Source organism: Pseudomonas sp. BRM28 (assembly GCF_002939405.1).
Classification (GTDB): Bacteria; Pseudomonadota; Gammaproteobacteria; order Pseudomonadales; family Pseudomonadaceae; genus Aquipseudomonas; species Aquipseudomonas palmensis.
On record NZ_PEFV01000001.1, the window covers coordinates 815,105 to 836,422 of the forward strand.

Consider the following 21,318-nt stretch of genomic DNA (forward strand, 5'->3'; position numbering starts at 1 on the left):
TACCCGACACGGCCCCGCCCAGGCACTGTACAAAAAACGATCAGTACGGTGCAGGCCCCGTGCCACAAGGGCCGGATGGGCTTGCGCTCAGGTTATCCACAGGCAGCTCCACAGTCATTGTGGGTAATCGAGTACCCGTTGTGCGCTGTGGTGCAGGATGCCGTGGCGTCGGGCCAGGGCGTGGCGGTCCTTGCTGTAGCCGCCGCCGATCAGGCCAACCACCGGGATATCGCGCCCCAGGCAGTGGCGCAGCACGGCTTCGTCGCGGGCAGCGACGCCTGCGTCGGTCAGTTGCAGGTAGCCCAGCGCATCGTCCTTGTGCACGTCCACGCCGGCGTCGTACAGCACCAGGTCGGGCTGGTACAGCGGCAACAAGTAGTTCAGCGCGTCGTGCACCACCTTCAGGTAGTCGGCGTCGCCCATGCCGCGCGGCAACGGGATGTCCCAGTCGCTCTGGGCCTTGCGTGCCGGAAAGTTCTGTTCGCAGTGCAGCGACACGGTGATCGCGTCCGGGGTGTCGTGCAGGATGCGCGCGGTGCCATCGCCCTGGTGCACGTCGCAGTCGAAGATCAGCACCCGGTGCACGCGCCCGGCTTCGAGCAGGTAGCGGCTGATCACCGCCAGGTCGTTGAAGATGCAGAAGCCGGCCGGGTGATCGTAGTGGGCGTGGTGCGTGCCGCCGGCCAGGTGGCAGGCGATGCCATGCTGCAGGGCCTGTTCGGCGGCCAGCAGCGAGCCGCCGACCGCGCGCACGGTGCGCCGTGCCAGCGCTTCGCTCCAGGGCAGGCCCAGGCGACGCTGGTCTTCGCGGCTCAGGTCGCCATTCATGTAGCGCTCGATGTAGCCCCGCTCGTGGGCCAGGGCGAGGATGTCGCTGGGGCAGAGCTCGGGGCGCAGCAAGGCCGCATCGGTGGTCAGGCCGCTGTCGACCAGGTGGTCGCGCAACAGGCGGAACTTGTCCATCGGGAAGCGGTGCCCGGCAGGAAACTCCGGGCTGTAGTCGTCGTGGTAGATCAGGGGCAGGGGCATGGCAGCTTCTAACCGGGGCAGGCCTCGATCTTGCCAGTTGCTGTACAGCCAGCGCCAGCGATCTACACTGCGCGCAGGTTCTCGACAGGGGTGCACCCATGCTGGCTTCCTGGACGTTCTGGGCGATTCTGTCGGCGATATTCGCCGCCTTGACCGCCATATTTGCCAAGGTTGGCGTGACCGGCATCAATTCGGACTTCGCCACCCTGCTGCGCACGGTGGTGGTGCTGGTGAGCCTGGCGCTGATTCTGTTCGCCACCGGCCAGTACCAGTCACTGGGGTCGATCTCGCCGCGCAGCTACCTGTTCCTGCTGCTGTCGGGGCTGGCCACCGGCGCCTCGTGGATCTGCTACTTCCGCGCCCTGCAGCTGGGGCAAGCCTCGCAGGTAGCGCCTGTGGACAAACTCAGCGTGGTGCTGGTGGCGGTGCTCGGCGTTACCCTGCTGGGCGAGCGACTCGACCTGCGCCAGTGGGGCGGCATCAGCCTGATCACTCTGGGCGTAGTGATGCTGGCATGGCGTTAGCGCGCAGAGGTGTTGCCGGTAACTCCAGCGGTGCCTTCAGCGGTGCCTGCAGCGCGGTGCGGCCATAGAAGCACAGCGCGGTCGGCAGGCAGGTCAGCCAGACGAAGATCCCCGCCCAGAAGGTGTGCGACATGTAGTGCCAGCCCTGCATCACGCGGGTGGTGCCGTACACCATGCCCAGCAGCACGATGAACCCCAGCAGCTTGCGTGCGTGCGCCCAGCGCCAGCGGCGGGCCACGAAGTACAGCGCCATCAGGGTGAAGCCGCTGGAGGCATGCCCGCCGGGCCAGCAGCGCCCGTCACCGGCCTTGCGCAGCAGGTCGAACTGTTGGTACCACTCCAGGCGCGGATGGGTACCGCCGTAGAATGTGGTCTCTACCGGGCAGTACACCCCGGTGTGACTCTTGAGGTAGTGAATGATGGCAGTGCACAGTGCGAATGCCACCACCACGAACAGCAGGTCGCGCCGGTGCCGGGTGGTGAAGCGCAGCACGCCGGCAATGCGGCTGCGTTGCAGCAGCCGGGTGGCGGCGGCCTGCGGATGGCGGGCGAAAAGCGGCCACACGAAGGACAGCAGGGCGCCGATCAGTGCGGCTTCGCCTGTCCAGTTGGGCAGGATGCGGGGCCACTTGTGGGTCACTTTCTCGAACCAGGCGTCGTGCAGCAGGGTGAACTGGCCGCTGGCCGGGTCGATGAACAACTGGCTGAACCAGCGGTCGAGGCCGGTGAGGTCGAAGGCCACGAACACGACCAGTGCCAGCAGCAGGGGCAGGCCCAGGTGGGTGAGGTAGAACGACTGGCGTGGCGACATGCTCATTGCTCCGCCCTGGCCAGCAGCTTGCGCCATTCGGGGGCGTTCATGCGGCCGAGGATTCTCGGTTTGCCGCTGGCGCCCACCGAGACGAATACGGCTTCGGCGTAGGCGCTGGAGCGTTCGCCACCGGGCACGTTCAACTGGCGTTCGAGCTGGTCTATGCAGCCGCTGTGGGTCACCAGCACCAGGTTGCGCTCGGCGGCCTTGCGCGCCAGGGCGTTGTCGGCGAAACCCTTGTTGCATTGCTGCAGCCAGTCCTCACTGGCTGCCAGCTTGCCGAACATGAAGTGCGCGGTTTGCTGGGTGCGGGTCAGGGGGCTGGTCAGTATGTCGGCATGCTCCAGGCCCAGGCGCTGCAGCCCTTCGCCCACCTGCGCCGCAGCCTGGCTGCCCGCCTGGGTGATACCTTGCGGATCATCCAGGCACGGGTTGCGCGAGCGGTCGCAACGCTCGGCATGCCGCACCAGCACGATGACTTCACCTTTGGCCCAGTCGGCATACACACCGCTGTTGCGCATCTGTCTTTCGCTACCCAGGTCCACGATCGCCAACCCTCTGACCAGCCACAGGCTTGAAACGGCCAGTGCAAGCAAGGTGCACAGGCCCAGCAGGAACGTCGCCGAAGGCAGGCGTCGTCGTCGCCCCGGACGGGCTGGAATCAAGGTCTGGTCGAGTACTGCATCGTGCAACATGGGGCCGCTCCGGCTACCGCGAGAATGTGTGCACGGTAAGCAACGGCCTGTGGTGAATCGGTGAAGGCGATGTGAAAGCCTTGTGGGGCAAGGGGCAACAGCACGTTGCAGTTTCAATTCAATGAAGTAATAAGTTGTTACTCTCGGACATAAACTGAAACGCGGCGTAAATAATGTAAATCGGCTTTGAGTGATAATTGCTCGTAAATAGTATTGCGCATCATTTTCTGATGGTGGGCATTACCAATGGCACAACTTTCAATAAAAAGCCGTCGTTCTGAATCCGGTCATCTGTGTACTGCACTGGGGTTGGCGGTAGCCTCCTGGTCGACAGCCAGTATTGCGCAAACTTCCACACCGGCTGCATCGTCCACCGCATCGTCGGTGGAACTCGATGCCACCGATGTGAAGGGCGTGCACCATGAAACGTTCAAGGTCGATAACGCCTCCTCGCCCAAGTTCACCGCCCCGCTGCGCGACACGCCAAAGTCCGTGACCATCATCAATGAAGCGCTGATCAAGGAGCGTGGCGCCACGTCCCTGACCGATGTACTGCGCACCACTCCCGGCATCACCCTGGGCGCGGGCGAGGGTGGCACGCCACTGGGCGACCGCCCGTTCATTCGCGGCTTCGAAGCCAGTACCGATATCCAGATCGACGGCCTGCGCGACCTGGGCCGCGCCTCCCACGAGGCGTTCAACATCGAGACCGTGGAAATCGTCAAGGGGCCGGGCTCGGCCTACAGCGGCCGGGGTTCCACCGGTGGCTCGATCAACCTGGTGAGCAAGGCGGCCAAGGCCGAGGACTTCATTGGCGGCAGCTTTACCCTGGGTACCGACCAGCTGCGTCGCACCACCCTCGATGTCAACCAGTACCTGGGCGAGCAGGACCTGGCGTTTCGTCTCAACGCGATGAAGCACGAGGCCGACACCCCCGGGCGCGACCATGTCGAGGTCAGCCGCTGGGGCATTGCGCCGACGATCACCTGGGGCCTGCAGGGCCCGACCCGGGTCACCGCCAGTTACTACCACCTGCAAACCGACGACATTCCCGATCAGGGCCACCCGGTTTCGTTGATTACCAACAAGCCGGTGAAGGTCGACCGCGACAACTTCTACGGGCTGGTGGATCGAGACTTCCGGAAAACTTCCGCCGACCTTGCCACCTTCAGCATTGAACATGACTTCAATGAACACCTGAGCCTGCGCAATACCCTGCGCGGTGGCCGCACCATGCAGAACTATGTCATGAGCCGTCCGGTGTTCGCCAATGTGGGCCAGGAAGAGAGCGGGCTGGTGTCCCGGGGCTTTCGCCCGCGCAATGTGGTCAACACGTCGCTGATCAACCAGACCGACCTGTTCGGTACCTTCGACACCGGCACCATCAAGCACACTTACGCAGCCGGTATCGAAGTCAGCCGCGAAACCATCACCGACAAGGACAAGTACCAGGGCAACAACGGACGCCCGGGCGACCTTTACGACCCCAACCCGCACGACGGGGGCTGGACCCTGCTGCCGGGCACCGGCCAGGTCACCAGCAAGTACCAGACCGACACCCGCTCGCTGTATGTGTTCGACACGCTCGGCCTGCATGAGCAGTGGGACCTGAACCTGGGCCTGCGCTACGACGACTACGACGTGAAGAACCGCGTCGCCGGTGGCGCCGAGTCGTCCAGCGAGCTGTGGAACTACCAGGTGGGTATCGTCTTCAAGCCATTGCCCAACGGCAGCATCTACCTGTCCTACGGCACCTCGTCCAACCCGTCGGGCGAAAACACCCAGTCCGGTGGTGCCGATGGTGCCGGTGCCGGCAACCTCAACGGCAACAAGGCCAACCTCGACCCCGAACGCTCGCGCAGCCTGGAGCTGGGCACCAAGTGGGACGTGTTCAACGAGCAGCTGTCGCTGACCGCAGCGGTGTTCCGTACCGAGAAGACCAATGCACGCGTGACCGATCCAGTCTCGGGCCTGGTGGCACTGGATGGCGACCAGCGTGTCACCGGCCTGGAGCTGGGCGCCACCGGACGCATCACCGATGCCTGGGCGGTGTGGGCCGGCTATACCTACCTGGATGCCGAAGTGGTGAAGGCCGGTGGCAACGGCGCCAACGACGGCAACCAGTCCAAGTTCATCGCGTCCAACAGCTTCAGCCTGTGGACCTCGTACGACATCGATGCACGCTGGACAGTCGGCGCTGGCGCCAACTACATGGACGAGCGCTACATGAACGACGCCAATACCATCACCGTCGACGACTACTGGCGCTACGACGCGATGGTCGGCTACAAGGTCAACAAGAACCTCGACCTGCAGCTCAACCTGCTCAACCTGACCGACGAAACCATCTACGACGCCTCGCACGTGGGCCTGTTTGCCACGGTGGCCCCGGGGCGTTCAGCCGAGTTGACTGCCAACTTCCGTTTCTGAGGCTGGGCGCTCGGGCATTGCCTGCCTACGCTGTACACTGCAAGGCAGTGATCACGGAGCAGGCAATGACCCCGATACTTGAACTGGAGAGCGCGCGGCTGCGGCTGCGCCAGTGGCAGGACGACGACCTCGCCGAGTTCGCCGCCCTGTGTGCCGACCCACTGGTGATGCAGTACTTCCCGGCGCCGCTGAGCCGGGTCGAAAGCGCCGCACTGATTGGCCGCATCCGCGGCCATTTTGCCGAGTACGGGTTCGGCCTGTGGGCCCTGGAGCGCCAGGACAGCGGGGCGTTCATCGGCATGACCGGCTTGCTCAATGTGAGCTTCGATGCGCCGTTCACCCCGGCGGTGGAGATCGGCTGGCGGCTGGCGCGGCGCCACTGGGGCCAGGGCTTCGCCAGCGAGGCGGCCTGGACCTGCCTGCGCTGTGCGTTCGCCCAGCTGGGCCTGGACGAAGTGGTGTCGTTCACTACCCAGGGCAATCTGCCGTCGCAGAAGGTGATGCAGGCCATCGGCATGCAGCCCGATCCGCTGGGCGATTTCGAGCACCCGCGCCTCGAGCCTGGCCACCCCTTGCGCCCCCATGTGCTGTACCGGATCAACCGCGCCCAGTGGCAGGCCACCTTGCATGGCTGAATCGCAGAACATACAGGTCGCCAATGACAAACCCTGTATTATTTGCGCCCTGGGCCTTGCTTTGGAGAATCTCGAATGAGCCACGTGTTGGACGATCTGGTCGACCTGTTGAGTCTGGAGGCGATCGAGGAAAACCTGTTCCGCGGACGCAGCCAGGACCTGGGCTTTCGTCAGCTGTACGGGGGCCAGGTACTGGGCCAGTCGCTGTCGGCGGCCAGCCAGACGGTCGAAGAGGCGCGCCACGTGCATTCGTTGCACGGCTATTTTCTGCGTCCGGGCGATGCGTCGATGCCGGTGGTGTATTCGGTGGACCGCGTGCGTGACGGCGGCAGCTTCAGCACCCGCCGGGTGACGGCGATCCAGAAGGGCCAGCCGATCTTCACCTGCAGCGCCTCGTTCCAGTACGACGAGGAAGGCTTCGAGCACCAGGGCCAGATGCCCCAGGTGGTCGGCCCCGAGAACCTGCCGTCGGAAGTGGAACTGGCCGAGCGCATGGCCGATCAGTTGCCCGAGCATATTCGCGACAAGCTGCTGTGCGCCAAGCCCATCGAAGTGCGCCCGGTGACCGAGAAGGACCCCTTCAACCCCAAGCCCGGCGACCCGGTGAAGTACGCGTGGTTTCGTGCCGACGGCAACCTGCCCGACTCCCAGGCGCTGCACAAGTACATGCTGGCATACGCCTCGGACTTCGGCCTGCTGACCACTTCGCTGATGCCCCACGGCAAGTCGGTGTGGCACCGCGACATGCAGCTGGCCAGCCTCGACCATGCGCTGTGGTTTCACGGCAACCTGCGCGCCGATGACTGGCTGCTGTACGCCATGGACAGCCCGTGGGCGGGCAATGCGCGCGGCTTTGCCCGTGGCAGCATCTTCAATCGCGCCGGGCAGCTGGTGGCCTCGTCGTGCCAGGAAGGCCTGATTCGCCATCGCAAGGACTGGGCATGAGCCTGCGCTCGATTCGCCACTGGGTGTTCGACATGGACGGCACCCTGACCGTTGCCGTGCATGACTTTGCGGCCATTCGCGTGGCGCTGGACATCCCGGCGCAGGACGACATTCTTACCCATCTGGCGGCCCTGCCTGCGGCAGAGGCGGCGGCCAAGCATGCCTGGCTGCTGGAGCACGAGCGCGAACTGGCAGTGGCCTCGCAGGCGGCGCCGGGGGCGGTGGCGCTGGTGCGCGAGCTGGCGGCGCGGGGCTGCCGGCTGGGGATCCTGACGCGCAATGCGCGCGAGCTGGCGCATGTGACGCTGGAGGCGATCGGCCTGGCCGACTGCTTCCCGGTGCAGGACATCATCGGCCGCGACGAGGCTCCGCCCAAGCCGCACCCGGGCGGGCTGCTGCAACTGGCCCAGGCGTGGGACGTGGCACCGGCGCAGATGGTGATGGTCGGTGACTATCGCTTCGATCTGGACTGCGGGCGTGCGGCGGGTGCGCGCACGGTGCTGGTGAACGTGCCGCAGAACCCGTGGCCGCAGCTGGTGGATTGGCATGCGGCTGATTGTGGGGTGTTGCACGGGATGCTGGAGTAGGTCCGTGCTGGCCTCTTCGCCGGCCTTGCCGGCGAAGAAGCCCGGATCATCAACCCAGGCCCTCGATCAGAACGCCCAGCGCGTAGTCAGCATCAGGTTGCGCGCTTCGCCATAGTAGGTGGTGTCGAAGTTGCCCAGCCCGGCCAGGTAGCGTTTGTCGAACACGTTGTTGGCGTTGAGCGTGAAGCTCAGGTGGTCGTTGTACTGGTAGCGGCCCATCAGGTCGACCAGGGTGTAGCCACCCTGCTTGATGAAGGTGTAATCCTTCACCGTAGGGCTGTAGATCTGGCCGTAGAACGCGCTCTGCCAGTTCACCCCGCCACCCACCGTGACCTTGTCCAGCGCCCCCGGCAGGCGGTAGGTGGTGAACAGCCGCAGCAGTTGCTCAGGCTTGGTGGTGCTCATCGGCGAGCCGAAGATGCGCTGGTGGTCCTTGTCGCGAGAACGCGCATAGGTATAGCCGGCCGACAGGTTCCAGCCCTCCTGCAGTTCGCCGGCAATCTCCAGCTCCACGCCCTCGGTGGTTGCGCCGCGGGTAGCCTTGTAGATCCCCTCGTTGGTGTTGGTGGTGCCGGTCTGCACCGCCACGTTGTCTTGCTCGATACGGAACAGCGCCAGGCTGGCATTGAGCCGACCCTCGAAGTAGGCCGCCTTCAGCCCTGTCTCGTAGCTGTCGCCCTCCACCGGATCCAGCGGGGTGCGGTTTGCGTCCTTGTAGGTCTGTGGCTGGTAGATCGAGGTGTAGCTGGCATACACCGAGTAGGTGTCGTCCAGGTCATACACCACGCCGGCATACGGGGTCACCACACCATGCTGCTTGTAGCCGGCCTGGTTGTCGCTGAAGTACACCGGGTTGAGGCCGTCGTAATCGTAGTTGTCGTTGTACTTGAAGGTGCTGACGCGGGTGCCGAGGATCAGCGACAGGTCGTCGGTGGGGCGCAGGCGGGTGGCGATGTACGCGCCGTTCTGGCGCTTGGTCTGCTCGTACTTGCCGTTTTTCGGGAAGTCCGGCACGCCGATCTTGCCGTTCCATTCGTAGATGTTACCCGGTGTGCCGCCCAGGCTGGTGTCCCAGGTGGCGCCGGTCTGGCGCGAGTTGGCCGCGTTGAAACCCATCACCAGGTCGTGCTGGCGGCCCAGCAGGGTGAAGGGGCCGGACAGGTTGATGTCGGCGGTGTTCTGCACCCGGTGACCTTCCCAGCGGCCCCAGAACATGAACATGCCTTCGCCCGTGGCACGGTCGGGATTGCCGCCGCTGGCCGAGGCCAGGCGCGTGTCGTGGTCGCTCTGCAGCTGGTTGACGCTGAGCTTCAGGCTCCAGTCGTTGGCCAGCGCCTGCTCCAGCGAGGCGAAGTAGGTGCGGTTCTGGAAGTCGCGACGGCTCCAGTCGGCCCCCGGGTTGAACCGGCGCGAAAAGTCGGTGCGTCCGCCATCGGCGAAGTACACCGGGTTGCCGGTCCAGGAGGTGCCGCGCGGGGTGGTGGTCTGCTGGTCGATACCCACGGTCAGCAGGGTGTCGGGGGTGACGTCGACTTCGAGGATGCCGTAGTACACCTCTTTCTTCTGCTGGTAGTGGTCCTGGTAGCCCTTCCTGTCCTGCTGCGCGCCGACGAAGCGCCCGCGCACGCTGCCGCTGTCGTTCAACGGGCCGGAAACATCGCCTTCGCCACGATAGTCGTCCCAGCTGCCGGCGCTGCCCGACAGCGAGGCCTGGAACTGCGCGGTGGGTTTCTTGCGGATCAGGTTGACGGTGGCCGAAGGGTCGCCGGAGCCGGTCATCAGGCCGGTGGCCCCCTTGAGCACTTCGACGTGGTCGTAGATCGCCATGTCGACATGCGCGGTGCCTTCATCGTACACGCCGTCGTAGATGGTGTTGACGCCGTCGTACTGGAAGTTGGTGATGGCCAGGCCACGGCTGGAGAATTCGGTACGGTCGCTGTCGTAGGCCTGGGCGGAGACGCCGGGGGTGTTGCGCAGCACGTCGGTGATGCTCTGCGCGCCCTGGTCATCCATCTGCTGGCGGGTGACCACGGTGACCGATTGCGGGGTTTCGCGGATCGACAGCGGCAGCTTGGTGGCGGTGCGGGTGGCGGCGGTGGTGTAGGCGCCGGTGTTTTCGGTGGTCTCGCCAAGGGTATTGCTTTCGATGCTGGTGGCCCCCAGCTCGACGGCGCCGCCGTTGCCGGCTGGCACCAGCACGTAGCCGCCATTGGACTGGCGCTGGGCCTGCAGGCCGCTGCCCGCCAGCAGTCGCGCCAGGCCTTCATCGATGCTGTAGCTGCCCTGCAGGCCCGCCGATTGCAGGCCCTGGGTTTGCCGCGCATCGAACGACAGGGTGATGCTGGCGCGGGTGGCGAACAGGCTCAGCGCGGTGCCCAGCGGGCCTGCGGCGATCTGGAAGTGGGTGCTTGCGCTTTGTGCCAGGGCGTTTGACGGCAGCACCGCCAGCAACGGCAACGGTGCCAGCGGCAGGCTGAACAGGGCCAGGTGGACGGCGCGTAGCAGAGGGCGAGGCGCTCGCGGGCAAGGGGCGGACATGCAGGTTTTCCTTCGATTGGCTGGGCAGGGGCGCGGCTTTTTTTCCGCTTTAACTGCGTAGCCGAATGAGAATGAAAATCGGCAACCCGGTTTTCGATGTTTTTTCAGACCGGCTCGACGCTCACCCAGTACCGCGTGAGGTAGCGCACCTTGACCGGCAGCGAGGTGCCCAGGTTCTGCAGGACGGTGTCGGTATCGTCAATGCGAAAGGCGCCGGACAGGCGCAGGTCGGCAATACGCTCATCGCAGCGCAGCAGGCCGGGACGGTAGCGGCGCAGCTCGCTGATGAAGTCGGCCAGGCGCCACTCGATCACGGTCAGCATGCCGTCGGTCCAGGCACCTGTGCCGGGGGCCGCGCTACCGACCGCTCCGAGCTGATGCGCGTCGAAGCTCACGCTTTGCCCGCTGTCCAGGCGCAGCACTTGCCCGGGCTGATCGGCGGGGCGGATCTCCACGGCGTGCTCCAGTACGCTGACCCGGCTCAGGCCGCCCTCGCTGTGCACGCTGAAACGGGTGCCCAGGGCGCGGATGCGGCCTTCCGGGGTTTGCACCAGGAAGGGCCGGCCAGCGGCGTCGGCGGCGGTTTGCACCATGATTTCGCCGCTGTACAGGCGCAGCAGGCGCTGCTGGCCGTCGAATTCGATATCCAGCGCGGTGTCGGTGTTGAGTTCCAGTTGACTGCCATCGGCCAGTGTCACGTGGCGGCGCTGGCCCTTGCCGGTACGCAGCCCGGCCATCAGCTCGCGGCCCGTGTTGCTTTCGCGCACGGCCCAGCCGGTGATGCCCACGCCCATCAGCAGGGCCAGGGTCTTGAGCACGGCGCGGCGTCGTGCGCGTACACCGGCCAGGGTCGGCAGGGCCACGTCGGCGGGCAGGCGGCCAAGCTGGCGCTGCAGTTTTTCCACCCGCGCCCAGGCCTGGGCATGGGCCTGGCTCTTGCCCAGCCAGTCCTGCCAGGCCTGCACCTGGGCCTCGCTGGGCGGCGCGGCATTGAGCTTGACGTACCAGCTGGCCGCCGCCTCCAGGGTTGAGTAGTCCAGGGGCTGGGCCATGTCAGTCGTCCGTCAGCAGCAGGCAGTGGGTCAGGGCGCGGATCATGTGTTTTTTCACCGTGGTCACCGACACGCCCATGCGCTCGGCGGTGGCCACGTAGCTCAGGCCCTCGAGCTGCACCGCCAGGAAGATCTGCCGGGTGCGTTCGCCCATGCCGTCGAGCAGGGTATCGACGGCCACCAGGGTTTCGAGAATCAGCAGGCGCGTTTCGGGCGACTCGACGACGCGCTCCGGGCGGGTGGCCAGTTCGGCGAGGTAGGCCTGTTCCAGGGCCTTGCGGCGAAACTTGTCGACCATCAGCGCATGGGCGATGGCGCCCAGGTAGCTGCGCGGTTCACGAATGGTCTGGGCATTGCGTGCGGTCAGCACCCGGATGAAGGTGTCCTGGGCAAGGTCTGCGGCATCGCTGGCGTTGCCCAGGCGCGCGCGCAGCCAGCTTTTCAACCAACCGTTGTGTTCGCTGTAGAGCGCGTGCAGGGCAGCGTGATCGGGTGCGGGCATGGCGCGGAGGATACTGAGTAATTGATAATTAGTCGCATTATTGTGGTTTGCCGGCGGATTGTGCAAGTGCTGGTGCTTGACCTGCGTCAGGCACGGGCGAAGACTGGTTGACCCTTTACAGACACGAGCGAGGCGCTTCCCATGAGCCACAAGGCCATTTACGTTCAACCCGGCGGCGGATATGACAAGGTGCAGGTGGGCACGTGCGAAGCGCCGGCGCCGCAGGCGGGCGAGATCACCGTGCGCCTGCGTGCCAACTCGCTCAACTACCACGACTTTGCCGTGGTCAGCGGCATGTGGGGGCCTGCCGAACCGCGCATTCCGATGGCCGATGGTGCCGGTGAAGTGGTGGCCGTGGGCGCCGGGGTCAGCGAGTTCGCTGTCGGTGATGCGGTGGTCAGCACCTTCTTCCCCGACTGGCTGGATGGCGCGCCGCTGATCGAAGGCTTTGCCACGGTGCCGGGCGATGGCATCGACGGCTATGCCCGCGAGCAGGTGACGGGCCGTGCCACTTCGTTTACCCATGCGCCCAAAGGTTGGAGCCACGCCGAAGCGGCCACGCTGACCACTGCGGGCTTGACCGCCTGGCGTGCACTGATGGCCGACGACGCACTCAAGCCAGGCGACACGGTGCTGGTGCAGGGCACCGGTGGGGTATCGATCTTCGCCTTGCAGTTCGCCAAGCTGGCGGGTGCCACGGTGATCGCCACCTCCTCCAGCGACGCCAAGCTCGAACGCCTCAAGGCCCTGGGCGCCGACCACCTGATCAACTACCGCACCACCCCGGCCTGGGGCGAGCAGGTGCGCAGCCTGACCCACAATCGTGGTGTGGACCATGTGATCGAAGTGGGCGGCCCGGCCACGCTGGAGCAATCGATGATTGCCGCGCGCATTGGCGGGCACATCTCGTTGATCGGTATCCTCACCGGCGTGGCGGGGCAGTTGCCGCTGGTGCAGGCGCTGGTGCGCCAGTTGCGCCTGCAGGGGGTACTGGTAGGTAGCCGTGCCCAGCAGCAGGCCATGGTGCGCGCCATCGACGCCAACGGCCTTCGCCCGGTGATCGACAAGCACTTTGGCCTGGAGCAGATCGCCGATGCGTTCCGCTATCAGGAAACCAACCAGCATTTCGGCAAGATCGTGCTGGATATCTGAGGCACGCCCCGACACGACAAAGCCCGCTTCTGGCGGGCTTTGTCGTGTCTGACTCGAGGAAATCAGGTAAGGCGGGTAGGCAGTTTCCTCAATTGGGATGAGAGGTGTCTTGACCACTGTGAGGCTGCTGTTCACAGCGGTTCATCTGGGGTTTCCTGGCGCGCCTGAGTGATCAACGGTAACGGAAGCCGAGTGAAGTTCGATAACGGGAATCCGCTGGCGATGATCAACTTGCATAAGCCACATCCCGGCAACGAGCTGAAGGCTTACATCAGATGCCAGGATTGAACATTTGAAAGCCGGAGGGTTGATTTGATGGGCACACTGTTGCATTACAGGGGGTATCACGGCTCCATTGAAGCCAGCCCAGAAGACAACTGTCTATACGGCAAGGTGCAGTTCATCAGGGCTCTGGTGAGCTATGAAGGAGAGACTGTGGCACAGTTGGACGCGGCATTTCGCGAGGCCGTGGATGACTATCTACACACATGTGCAACCTTGCATCAGGCTCCCGAAACCCCATGTAAAGGCTCATTCAATGTGAGGGTTGGCCATGACCTGCATTTGGCCGCCAGTGTGGTTGCCAACCAGCAGAGTATTTCGCTCAACGACCTGACGCGCCGGGCATTGACCGCCTACCTGAGTCACCATGAGTAGTACGATACGCTTGCAGCGCGCCTGAATACGCGCCACGACAAAGCCCGCTTCTGGCGGGCTTTGTCGTGTCTGGCGGTTGAGGTCAGAAGTCGTAGCGCACGTTGGCGGTGAAGGTGTCGGCATCGAAGCCGCTGCTGGTCAGGTAGTTGTACGACCCGCCCACGCTCCAGGCACCGACGCGGTAGGTTGCGCCCAGGCCCAGCTCGTAGCTGTCGCGGGCCGGGGTGGCGCCGCGGGTGGTGAATGGCGTGCCACCCAGCACGAAGGTGGAGGTGGTGCCGGCCTTGTCGCCGATGAAGTCATGCCAGGCCATCAGCTTGGCTTCCGGCTCCAGGCTACCCACGCCCAGGTCGAAGGCGGCTGCCAGGCGTGCGCCCAGGCCCATCTCGCCGATTTCGTAACGCTGGCTGCCGACGTTGAGCGCCGCCGAGCTGCCTTTTTCACGGTACGAGTCGATCGAGACATTGGCGTAGCGCGCGCCGATCTGCGGCTCGAGCACTACCTGGCGGTCGAGCTGGAAGGTGTAGCCGGCCAGCGCGTTGACGCCGAAGATCTCGCTGTCGTAGTCGGCCTTGGCGCGGCTGCCGGCGATGTAGCGTTTGGACTCGTTGTCGTTCCAGCCGTACATCACCGAAGCGTCGACGAAGTAGTTGTCGTGGGTCCAGTTGCCGTACAGGGTCAGGGCATGGCCGCTGACATCGGTCTTGTTGCCCCTGTCGGATTTGACGTCGCTGGTCAGGTAGCTGTACGCCAGGCCCACGGTGGTATCGGGGTCGAGCTTGCCGTCGGCGCCCACGGCGATGCCGTTGGTGTTGGCATCGTAACCGTCGATACCGTGGCGACGATCCTGATCGGCATCGCTGGACAGTGCCTGTACCCATACGCCAGTGCCCGACAGGCCTTCACCGGACGACAGGCCGTTGCGGGCATTGCTGGAGCGGCGGGTGACGGCGTTGCCCACCAGGGTCTGACTGCTGGTGGCGGCATTGATCACGCCGCGGCTGACATCCGGGGTCAGGGTTTCGGCGAGACTGGCCAGTTGCGCATCGCTGCTGGCGTTGGCGAAGGCCTGGAATACCGGATCGCTTTCGCTGAGCTGGCCCATCACGGCGTTCTTGAACGGTTGTATTGCATTGACCGCATTGCGCGAGGCACGGGCGCCGAGCAGGGTCTGCTCGATCGCTTCATCGCTGCGGGTTGCGACCAGCGCCTTCACATCCTGGCCCTCGATGCCGAAGTTTTTCACTTCGAGCAGCGCCGAGGACGAGACCACCGACAGGTTCTGCGCCTCTTCCCAGGTGCCGGAGTTCAGCAGGGTGTAGCGGGTGCCCTGGGCCGGGGTGCGGAAGTCGTCGGAGCGGGCTTGCAGCTCGATCTGGCTACCTGCGGAGAAGTAGGTGTTGCCGGTCACCTTGAGAATCGGTGAATCGGGCAGGGTCGTGTTATCCAGCAGCAGACGCAGGCGTGCGGTGTCGCTGTCGAGGTCGAGATCGCCGTCCAGCGTGGTGTGCGGTGCCAGCAGGGTCAGGGTGCCACCGTCGATGTCCACGTAGCCGGCACGGATGGTCGAACCGTCGAAAGCCACGTCGCCTTTGACCAGCACGCCACTCAGCCCCAGCAGATCACCTTTTACCTGGCCGCCGGACCAGTAGAAGTACGACTGCGCGTTGCTGTCTTCGGCCAGAATCGCCGCAATGCCGCCTTCGAGCAGGCCGGCGGTCTGGGTGATGGAAAAGAGGTTGCTGCCGCTCAGGTTGACCAGATGGATGCCGATGCCATCTGCCGAAATGGTGCCGCTGTTGTTGATGTTGCTTTTGTAGGGCGGGGTGATGGACCCGCTGAAGACGGCATTCTCGACTTCGATACCGGCCGAGTCGGCGCCACGCGCGGTGATGGTGCCGCTGTTGATGATGCTCGACTGGGTGGAGGTGATCATCATGCCGTTGGCGTTCTGGCCCGTCACGGCAATGCTGCCGCTGTTGATCACATCACCGGCAATCTTGGCCAGGTACAGGTCCAGGCCCATGGCGCCTTCGCCGGTCACGTTGATGCTGCCCTGGTTGACCAGGTTGCCGCCGATGCTGGAATCAAGGGTGAGGGAAATGGCCGAGGGAATATCGGTGGCACTCGCCGCGCTGAGGTTGATCGCGCCGCTGTTGGTCAGGTTGCCCAGCACGGTGACATCGATCAGCTCGACGCCGGCGTTCTGCGATGTGCCGCTGAAGGTAGCGCTGCTGAAGGTATCGCCGTTATTGCTGTAGGCACCGGAGCTGAGGTCGTGATTCAAGTCGATAGCGGGAGAGGCATTGGCCGTGGCTGTAGCAGCGGCAATGGAAAGCGCCAGCAGTGAGCGGCGCAGCGATGCAGTATTCAAGAGGGTGTCCCTTCCAGGGTCGGAAACCGACGCGGGACAACCAGCGCATGCTGCGTCTGTATCGGCCATCCCTGCCGGCTTGTCAGTGAGTGCTGAATCAAGCGCTGGGTACTGTACAGGATGGTTGTAGGACAATTCAGCAGCAAAAGCCGGTTAGGCTGCTTTTCACGGAAAAAATGTGAATCAGCCTGCATCTGTAGGGAAAACAGGCAGATTGGCGGGAATTTAATCGATCGTGTGGGGTCGACCGGTGTCGTCCTGGCGAAGGCCAGGACGTCTTGCAACCGCAATCAGGCGAAGCTGATGTTGATGCGCTGCTGGCCGTAAACGACTTTGGCGGCAGAGATCAGCTGGTGCGGGCTGCTAGTTCGCTTGCCAAGCATATCGGCCTGGCATTGGATTTCGAGAGGGCAGGTTCGATGCAATTTGTGACGCGCCCGATCAGCGCGTCACTGTGCATTGCTCAAGCCTGGGCCAGGCGGCCGACGCGTAGCCAGCCAAGCACGACCGCGCCAATCAGAAGGAAGCCCAGGTAGCCGAACAGCGGGTAGACCTGACCCACCAGGCTGACGAACCCGACCAGGCTGCCAACGAACGCCAGGGCGCCGGCGGCCGCCGAGCCGATGCGGAACGTGCGGGTGCCCGCTGGCAGCAATCGCGCCGAAAAGGAGTACAGGGTGCCAACGGCGGTGTTGAGGATCATCAGGAAAATGACCACGGCCATCACCAGGCCAAGCACCGGTGAAATCTCGGTGGCGATGGACAGCATGGGCATGGGCAGGTCGGCCACGCTGTCCAGGCGCGACAACAGCCCCAGGCTCATCACCAGCATCAGCACCCCCAGCAACGCGCCGCCGAAGATGCCACCCCAGATGGCGTGCTTCTCGGTCTTTGCGGTGCCGCCCATGATCGACAGAAAGGGCACCCCGGCCACGATGTTGTAGGACACGTACAACAGTGCCCCCAGCAGCCAATGGCTGGCGCCGGCGTCCTGCTGGCTGGCCAGTTGATCGAGCTCGCCGAAACTCAGGCCTCGGGTGGCCACACCATACAGGGCCACCGCTACTGCCGTGAGAATCAACAGCGGGGTGGCGGCGCCGATCATGCCAATCACCTTCTGCACATCCAGGCACACGATGGCGACCACGATCACGGTTACCGCCAGGCTGCCGAACAGGGCCGGGATGCCGAACTGCTGCTCCAGCAGGGCACCGCCACCGGCCAGCATGACCACGGTCACCGCAAACATGAAAAAGGTGATCATCAGGTCGACGAAGGCGCCCAGGTAGCGTCCGCACAGGGCGTTCACCACGTCTTTATGGGAGCTAGCCCGCAGGCGGCTGCCCATGCCTGCCAATGCCATGCCGAGAAAGATGAACAGTGAGGCGCTGACCACTGCCCCTAGCAATCCCCATACGCCGAAATCGACGAACATCAGCAGCAGTTCCCGACCGGAAGCGAACCCGGCGCCGACAATCACACCGACGAACGCGCCGGCTATTTTCAGGCTCTCTTTCATGACGATTTCCCTCGAATTATTGTTGTTAGGGCTTATGGGGCGGGCCACTTTCCGTGGCCATGCCGGGGCATCGCAGTGGCAGGCGGGAAGGGTGTGCTAGCGGGCGCCGACCCAGGCCTGGACTTCGATCTCTACGTCGACCCCCAGTGCCAGCTGGCTGCCGCCGACCGTGGAGCGCACCGGAAAGCCATTGTCGAAATAGCGCTTGTACACCTCGTTGAAACCGGCGAAATGTTGCATGTCGGTCAGCCAGACCGTGGCCTTGACCACCTGATCGAACCCCGCACCGCACTCGGTCAGGGTTTCGCCGATACGGCTCATGACCGCCTCGGTTTGCTCGCGGATATCCCCGAGCACCACGTTGCCCTGTGGGTCCATTGGTACCTGCCCCGAGAGAAACAGGAAATCGCCGACACGGATGGCCTTGGAGAACGGGTAGGGCAGATGGCTGGGGTAACGCTGCAGTTGTTCGGACATGGCATTGAACCTCGTGGGTGATGAGTGATTAACGCAAGCGGGCAGGTGCCAGGCGCTGTGGCTCGACACCTTGATGAAGCAGTGTTTGGGGCAGCGGCTGATCGAGCAACTGTGCGCAGGCCAGTTGCGACACGCCGGCCGCAGACTGGATGCCATAGCCGCCCTGTGCCGCGAGCCAGAAGAAGCCTTCGCGGTGATTGTCCCAGCCGACCACCAGGTCGCCATCGGCGACGAACGAGCGCAGGCCGGCCCAACTGTGACGCGGGCGGCGGATGGTCAGGGAGGTGGCGGCCTCGATGTGGTAGATGCCGGTGGCGATGTCCAGCTCTTCAGGCATCACGTCATGAGGCGGCACGGGGTCGGCGTTGGCCGGGGAGCCCAGCAACTGGCCGGCATCGGGCTTGAAGTAGAAGCTTTCGTCGATGCCGATCACCGTGGGCCAGCGCGAGAAATCCATGCCCTGGGGGCCGTCGAAGGTAAAGGCTGTGCGTCGGCAGGGCTGCAAGCCGATGGGCTTCACGCCGCACTGCTGCGCAACCTCATCAGCCCAGGCGCCTGCGGCATTCACCAGCGTGCGCGCGCGCAACTGGCGACCGTCGGCCAGGGTCAGGTGCCAGTGACCGCCTTCGCGTGTGGCGACGCTCAGTTGCGCATCGCATTGCAGCACACCACCGGCACGGCGCATGGCGCGCAAGAAGCCCTGGTGCAGTGCATGCACGTCCAGATCGCGGGCGTCGGTTTCGAGCATCGCGCCAACCATTGCTTCCGGGTTCAGGCACGGCACCAACGCGAGCGCATGCTCGGTATCGATCAACGACACATTGCCAGCCTGTGCTGCACCGACAGCGAAGGTCTGTTCCAGCAGAGCCTGTTGCCCCTGGCCTGCGACATACAGGCAACCGCGAGTCTCCAGCAGCGCATGCTCGGTGAAATCAGCGGGCGGTTGCTCATAGAAAGTGCGGCTGGCGCGGGTCAAGGCCTGGATCTGCGGTGTTCCGTAACTTTCCATGAACATGGCTGCGGAGCGGCCGGTGGCGTGATAGCCCGGCTGGCTCTCGCGCTCGAGCACCACGACCCTGGCTTGCCCAGCCAGGCGATAGGCCAGAGAGGCCCCCGCTATACCGCCGCCAATGATGGCGAAATCGAAACATTCGCTGTCGTGCATACCGAGGTGCCTCCTGTTCCGAGTGGGAGAAGCAATGTCTTCGCCGCTGTTCTTGTAATTCTCAGATACGAGAAATGTAAGATATGAGAATTTTCCAGTCAACCTATTACCTTGAGGTATTATTTTTGGCCCTTGCCCGGCTTGGCCCAAGGCATTGTTTCCGTATGGCAGAGAAGTTTGCATGAGCTCCGATCCAGTCTCGCGTTCCCCGGCCCACCCCTTGATAGATCGCACCCAGGTGGGTGCCCGTCTTCGTGTCATACGCAAGAACCAGAAGCTCACGCTCAAGCAATTGTCCGAGCGTTCAGGCGTGGCGTTGTCGACCCTGTCGAAGATGGAGCTGGCGCAGGTATCGGTGAGTTACGAGAAGCTGGCGGCGGCAGCGCGGGCATTGGGTGTGGACATCGCCCAGCTGTTCAGCCCGGCCAAGGTGAGCGTGGGGGCGGTACAGCCCACGGTGGTGAGCACGGCCATCGATACGGCGGCGGGTTACAGCACGGGCAACTACGAGTACCACCCGATGGCGGGGGATTTTCCCGGGCGCAACATGACGCCGATGTATGCCCGTATCTGCGCGCGTGAGATGAGCCAGTTCGAAGACTACATTCGCCACCCCGGGCAGGAGTTTGCCGTGGTGCTTTCGGGCCGTGTGCGCATTCAGTTCGAAACGGGTGAATCCGTCAGCGTTGGTTGCCGGGAGACGGTGTATTTCAACAGCGCGATCGGGCACATCTACCTGGCTGAAGGCGAGGCGGGGAGTGACGCCGAGGTGATGGTGGTAATGACGGAGGTCTGACCTTGTGCTCGGCAGATTCCGAAAGCCATGGGGTGAGTGCCCCATGGCTGGCCGTTCAGGGGGTTAGCGCGACGCCCAGGCGTTGAAGCGTTGCTCCAGTTGTTCGCCATGGTCGGCCCAGAACAGGGGGTCTACCGGCACCTGCTGGGAAAGGTTCGCTGGCGCGGTGGGCAGTTCGGCGATGCGGTCCTTGTCGAGCAGTTGCATGGCCTGCAGGTTGGCGGCGCCGTAGTCGATATGTTCGGCGAAGCTTTTCTGTTGCGCGGGGTCGAGCGTGAAGGCAATGAACTCGCGGGTTTTCTCCTGGCGTGAAGCGCCCCGCGGGATAGCCCAGGAATCGAACTCGTAGAGGCCGCCGGACCAGACGATGTCCAGGTCGTACTTTTTCTTCTGCTTGGCCGAGAGGCGGCCGTTGTACACCGAGCTCATCACCACATCCCCCGCGGCGAGATACTGAGGTGGCTGGGCACCGGCTTCCCACCACTGGATATGCGGCTTGATCTCATCCAGCTTGGCGAAGGCGCGGTCCTGGCCTGCCTTGGTGGCCAGCAGCGTGTAGACGTCAGCGTGCGCTACCCCGTCGGCGATCAGGGCGAACTCCAGAGTCGACTTGGCCAGCTTGCGCAAGCCGCGCTTGCCCGGGAATTTCTCCACATCCCAGAAATCCTTCCAGCCGGTGGGGGCTTGCTTCAGCTTGCTGGTGTTGTAGGCCAGCACCGTCGAGTACACCAGGAACCCTATGCCGCAGGGCTGGATGGCGCCGGGAACGAAATGCTTGGTATCGAGGCCGATCTGAGCTGGGTCCAGCGTCTCGAACATGCCCTCTTCACAGCCCCGGGCAAGCTCGGCGGACTCCACCTCCACAGCATCCCAGGACACGCTGCGGGTATCGACCATGGCCTTGACCTTGGCCATTTCGCCGTTGTACTCGCCGGAAATGATCTTGCTGCCCCGGGCTTGTTGCCAGGGCTTGTAGAAGGCCTTTACCTGGGCCTCCTTGTTGGCGCCACCGAAGGAGACGATGGTGAGGTCGGCCGCGAGGCCGTGGCTGGCAGTGACTATCCCCGTTGCGAGTGCTGCGAATTTCAGAGCTTTGATCATTATTGTTATCTCCTACTGTTCAAGGGTGATTGCACATCACTCGAGACACCGGGATCAATCGGTCCTCCCAGACGAGAGACATCCGGTTCTCGTTCCATGCGCTGCAGGGCAAACCGCACAGCCAACAGCAAGGCTCGCCACGCAGCGCAGTGTTCTCCTAAGGTGGTTTTGTGGTGCCCTAAGGTTTCATGAGGGTAAGGAGGGTAAAAGCTGACTTTTTCGATTCTTGGATTGGGGTTTACTAAACTATGGGGGAGGAGGGGGTGTAGTTTGTCTTCGGTTTTTCAGCGATGGCGCTTCTGTATTTACTGAACTTCAGGCATCCAAGA

19 protein-coding genes and 1 pseudogene are annotated in these 21,318 nt (G+C 63.9%); 9 read left to right on the forward strand and 11 right to left on the reverse strand.

Annotated features, from left to right (window positions below; all coding sequences use genetic code 11):
* Positions 1 to 114 precede the first annotated feature (114 nt).
* Positions 115 to 1,029, reverse strand: a complete 915-nt coding sequence (locus CR917_RS03890; RefSeq protein WP_054916358.1) for a histone deacetylase — start codon at positions 1,027 to 1,029, stop codon at positions 115 to 117.
* Positions 1,030 to 1,127: 98 nt separating this feature from the next.
* Here CR917_RS03890 and CR917_RS03895 point away from each other — a divergent pair, with 98 nt between their 5' ends.
* The gene (locus tag CR917_RS03895; RefSeq protein WP_043863863.1) at positions 1,128 to 1,553 is read left to right on the forward strand and encodes an EamA family transporter; all 426 of its coding nucleotides are present in this window, start codon (positions 1,128 to 1,130) and stop codon (positions 1,551 to 1,553) included.
* Here the strand turns inward: CR917_RS03895 and CR917_RS03900 are convergent.
* Positions 1,519 to 2,364: a phosphatase PAP2 family protein gene (locus CR917_RS03900; RefSeq protein WP_104571907.1), complete on the reverse strand. Its 846-nt coding sequence runs from the start codon at positions 2,362 to 2,364 to the stop codon at positions 1,519 to 1,521. The two genes, CR917_RS03895 and CR917_RS03900, sit on opposite strands and share 35 nt — an antisense overlap.
* A 2-nt stretch (positions 2,365 to 2,366) precedes the next feature.
* Positions 2,367 to 3,059 carry a histidine phosphatase family protein gene (locus CR917_RS03905; RefSeq protein WP_104571908.1) on the reverse strand — a complete coding sequence of 231 codons (693 nt, stop codon included), beginning with the start codon at positions 3,057 to 3,059 and terminating at the stop codon, positions 2,367 to 2,369.
* 246 nt (positions 3,060 to 3,305) lie between these two features.
* Between CR917_RS03905 and CR917_RS03910 the strand changes: the two genes are divergently transcribed.
* From CR917_RS03910 to CR917_RS03925, 4 genes are all read left to right on the forward strand, one after another.
* The gene (locus tag CR917_RS03910) at positions 3,306 to 5,489 is read left to right on the forward strand and encodes a TonB-dependent siderophore receptor (RefSeq protein WP_104571909.1); all 2,184 of its coding nucleotides are present in this window, start codon (positions 3,306 to 3,308) and stop codon (positions 5,487 to 5,489) included.
* A 65-nt stretch (positions 5,490 to 5,554) separates the two neighbouring features.
* Positions 5,555 to 6,124, forward strand: coding sequence for a GNAT family N-acetyltransferase (locus tag CR917_RS03915; RefSeq protein ID WP_043863860.1), 570 nt, complete (start codon positions 5,555 to 5,557; stop codon positions 6,122 to 6,124).
* Between the two features lie 75 nt (positions 6,125 to 6,199).
* Positions 6,200 to 7,069 (forward strand): acyl-CoA thioesterase II, encoded by an 870-nt coding sequence (tesB, locus tag CR917_RS03920; RefSeq protein WP_043863859.1) that lies wholly within the window; start codon positions 6,200 to 6,202, stop codon positions 7,067 to 7,069.
* Positions 7,066 to 7,656, forward strand: a complete 591-nt coding sequence (locus CR917_RS03925; RefSeq protein WP_054916361.1) for an HAD family hydrolase — start codon at positions 7,066 to 7,068, stop codon at positions 7,654 to 7,656. The genes tesB and CR917_RS03925 overlap by 4 nt, the downstream gene beginning before the upstream one ends.
* Positions 7,657 to 7,722: 66 nt before the next feature.
* Here CR917_RS03925 and CR917_RS03930 read toward each other — a convergent pair whose 3' ends face one another.
* The 3 genes from CR917_RS03930 to CR917_RS03940 form a co-directional block, all read right to left on the reverse strand.
* Positions 7,723 to 10,194 (reverse strand): TonB-dependent receptor, encoded by a 2,472-nt coding sequence (locus CR917_RS03930; protein WP_080922927.1) that lies wholly within the window; start codon positions 10,192 to 10,194, stop codon positions 7,723 to 7,725.
* Positions 10,195 to 10,298: 104 nt separating this feature from the next.
* Positions 10,299 to 11,246, reverse strand: coding sequence for a FecR domain-containing protein (locus tag CR917_RS03935; RefSeq protein ID WP_104571910.1), 948 nt, complete (start codon positions 11,244 to 11,246; stop codon positions 10,299 to 10,301).
* 1 nt (position 11,247) lies between these two features.
* Positions 11,248 to 11,748: a sigma-70 family RNA polymerase sigma factor gene (locus CR917_RS03940; RefSeq protein ID WP_104571911.1), complete on the reverse strand. Its 501-nt coding sequence runs from the start codon at positions 11,746 to 11,748 to the stop codon at positions 11,248 to 11,250.
* Between the two features lie 141 nt (positions 11,749 to 11,889).
* On the opposite strand from CR917_RS03940, the gene CR917_RS03945 reads away from it, so the two are divergent.
* The 3 genes and pseudogenes from CR917_RS03945 (at position 11,890) to CR917_RS03955 (ending at position 13,557) form a co-directional block, all read left to right on the forward strand.
* Positions 11,890 to 12,900, forward strand: a complete 1,011-nt coding sequence (locus CR917_RS03945) for an NAD(P)-dependent alcohol dehydrogenase (protein WP_054916363.1) — start codon at positions 11,890 to 11,892, stop codon at positions 12,898 to 12,900.
* Positions 12,901 to 13,071: 171 nt separating this feature from the next.
* Positions 13,072 to 13,216, forward strand: a pseudogene (locus CR917_RS27600) (type II toxin-antitoxin system HicA family toxin); the annotation flags it as partial.
* Positions 13,216 to 13,557 (forward strand): type II toxin-antitoxin system HicB family antitoxin, encoded by a 342-nt coding sequence (locus tag CR917_RS03955; RefSeq protein WP_104571912.1) that lies wholly within the window; start codon positions 13,216 to 13,218, stop codon positions 13,555 to 13,557. The pseudogene CR917_RS27600 and the gene CR917_RS03955, both read left to right, overlap by 1 nt.
* An 82-nt stretch (positions 13,558 to 13,639) precedes the next feature.
* Here the strand turns inward: CR917_RS03955 and CR917_RS03960 are convergent, their stop codons facing one another.
* The 4 genes from CR917_RS03960 to CR917_RS03975 form a co-directional block, all read right to left on the reverse strand.
* On the reverse strand, positions 13,640 to 15,931 hold the full coding sequence (locus tag CR917_RS03960) for an autotransporter outer membrane beta-barrel domain-containing protein (RefSeq protein ID WP_104571913.1): 2,292 nt from the start codon (positions 15,929 to 15,931) through the stop codon (positions 13,640 to 13,642).
* Between the two features lie 463 nt (positions 15,932 to 16,394).
* Complete coding sequence (locus tag CR917_RS03965; RefSeq protein WP_043863850.1) at positions 16,395 to 17,450, reverse strand: membrane protein; 1,056 nt, start codon at positions 17,448 to 17,450, stop codon at positions 16,395 to 16,397.
* Positions 17,451 to 17,546: 96 nt separating this feature from the next.
* On the reverse strand, positions 17,547 to 17,927 hold the full coding sequence (locus tag CR917_RS03970; RefSeq protein WP_104571914.1) for a RidA family protein: 381 nt from the start codon (positions 17,925 to 17,927) through the stop codon (positions 17,547 to 17,549).
* Positions 17,928 to 17,955: 28 nt separating this feature from the next.
* The gene (locus CR917_RS03975) at positions 17,956 to 19,092 is read right to left on the reverse strand and encodes an FAD-binding oxidoreductase (protein ID WP_104571915.1); all 1,137 of its coding nucleotides are present in this window, start codon (positions 19,090 to 19,092) and stop codon (positions 17,956 to 17,958) included.
* Between the two features lie 181 nt (positions 19,093 to 19,273).
* Between CR917_RS03975 and CR917_RS03980 the strand changes: the two genes are divergently transcribed.
* A complete protein-coding gene (locus CR917_RS03980; protein WP_104571916.1) occupies positions 19,274 to 19,888 on the forward strand; it encodes a helix-turn-helix domain-containing protein in 615 nt (204 codons plus the stop codon).
* Between the two features lie 63 nt (positions 19,889 to 19,951).
* On the opposite strand, the gene CR917_RS03985 is transcribed toward CR917_RS03980, so the two are convergent.
* Positions 19,952 to 20,989, reverse strand: a complete 1,038-nt coding sequence (locus tag CR917_RS03985) for an ABC transporter substrate-binding protein (RefSeq protein ID WP_043863846.1) — start codon at positions 20,987 to 20,989, stop codon at positions 19,952 to 19,954.
* Between the last annotated feature and the right edge of the window lie 329 nt (positions 20,990 to 21,318).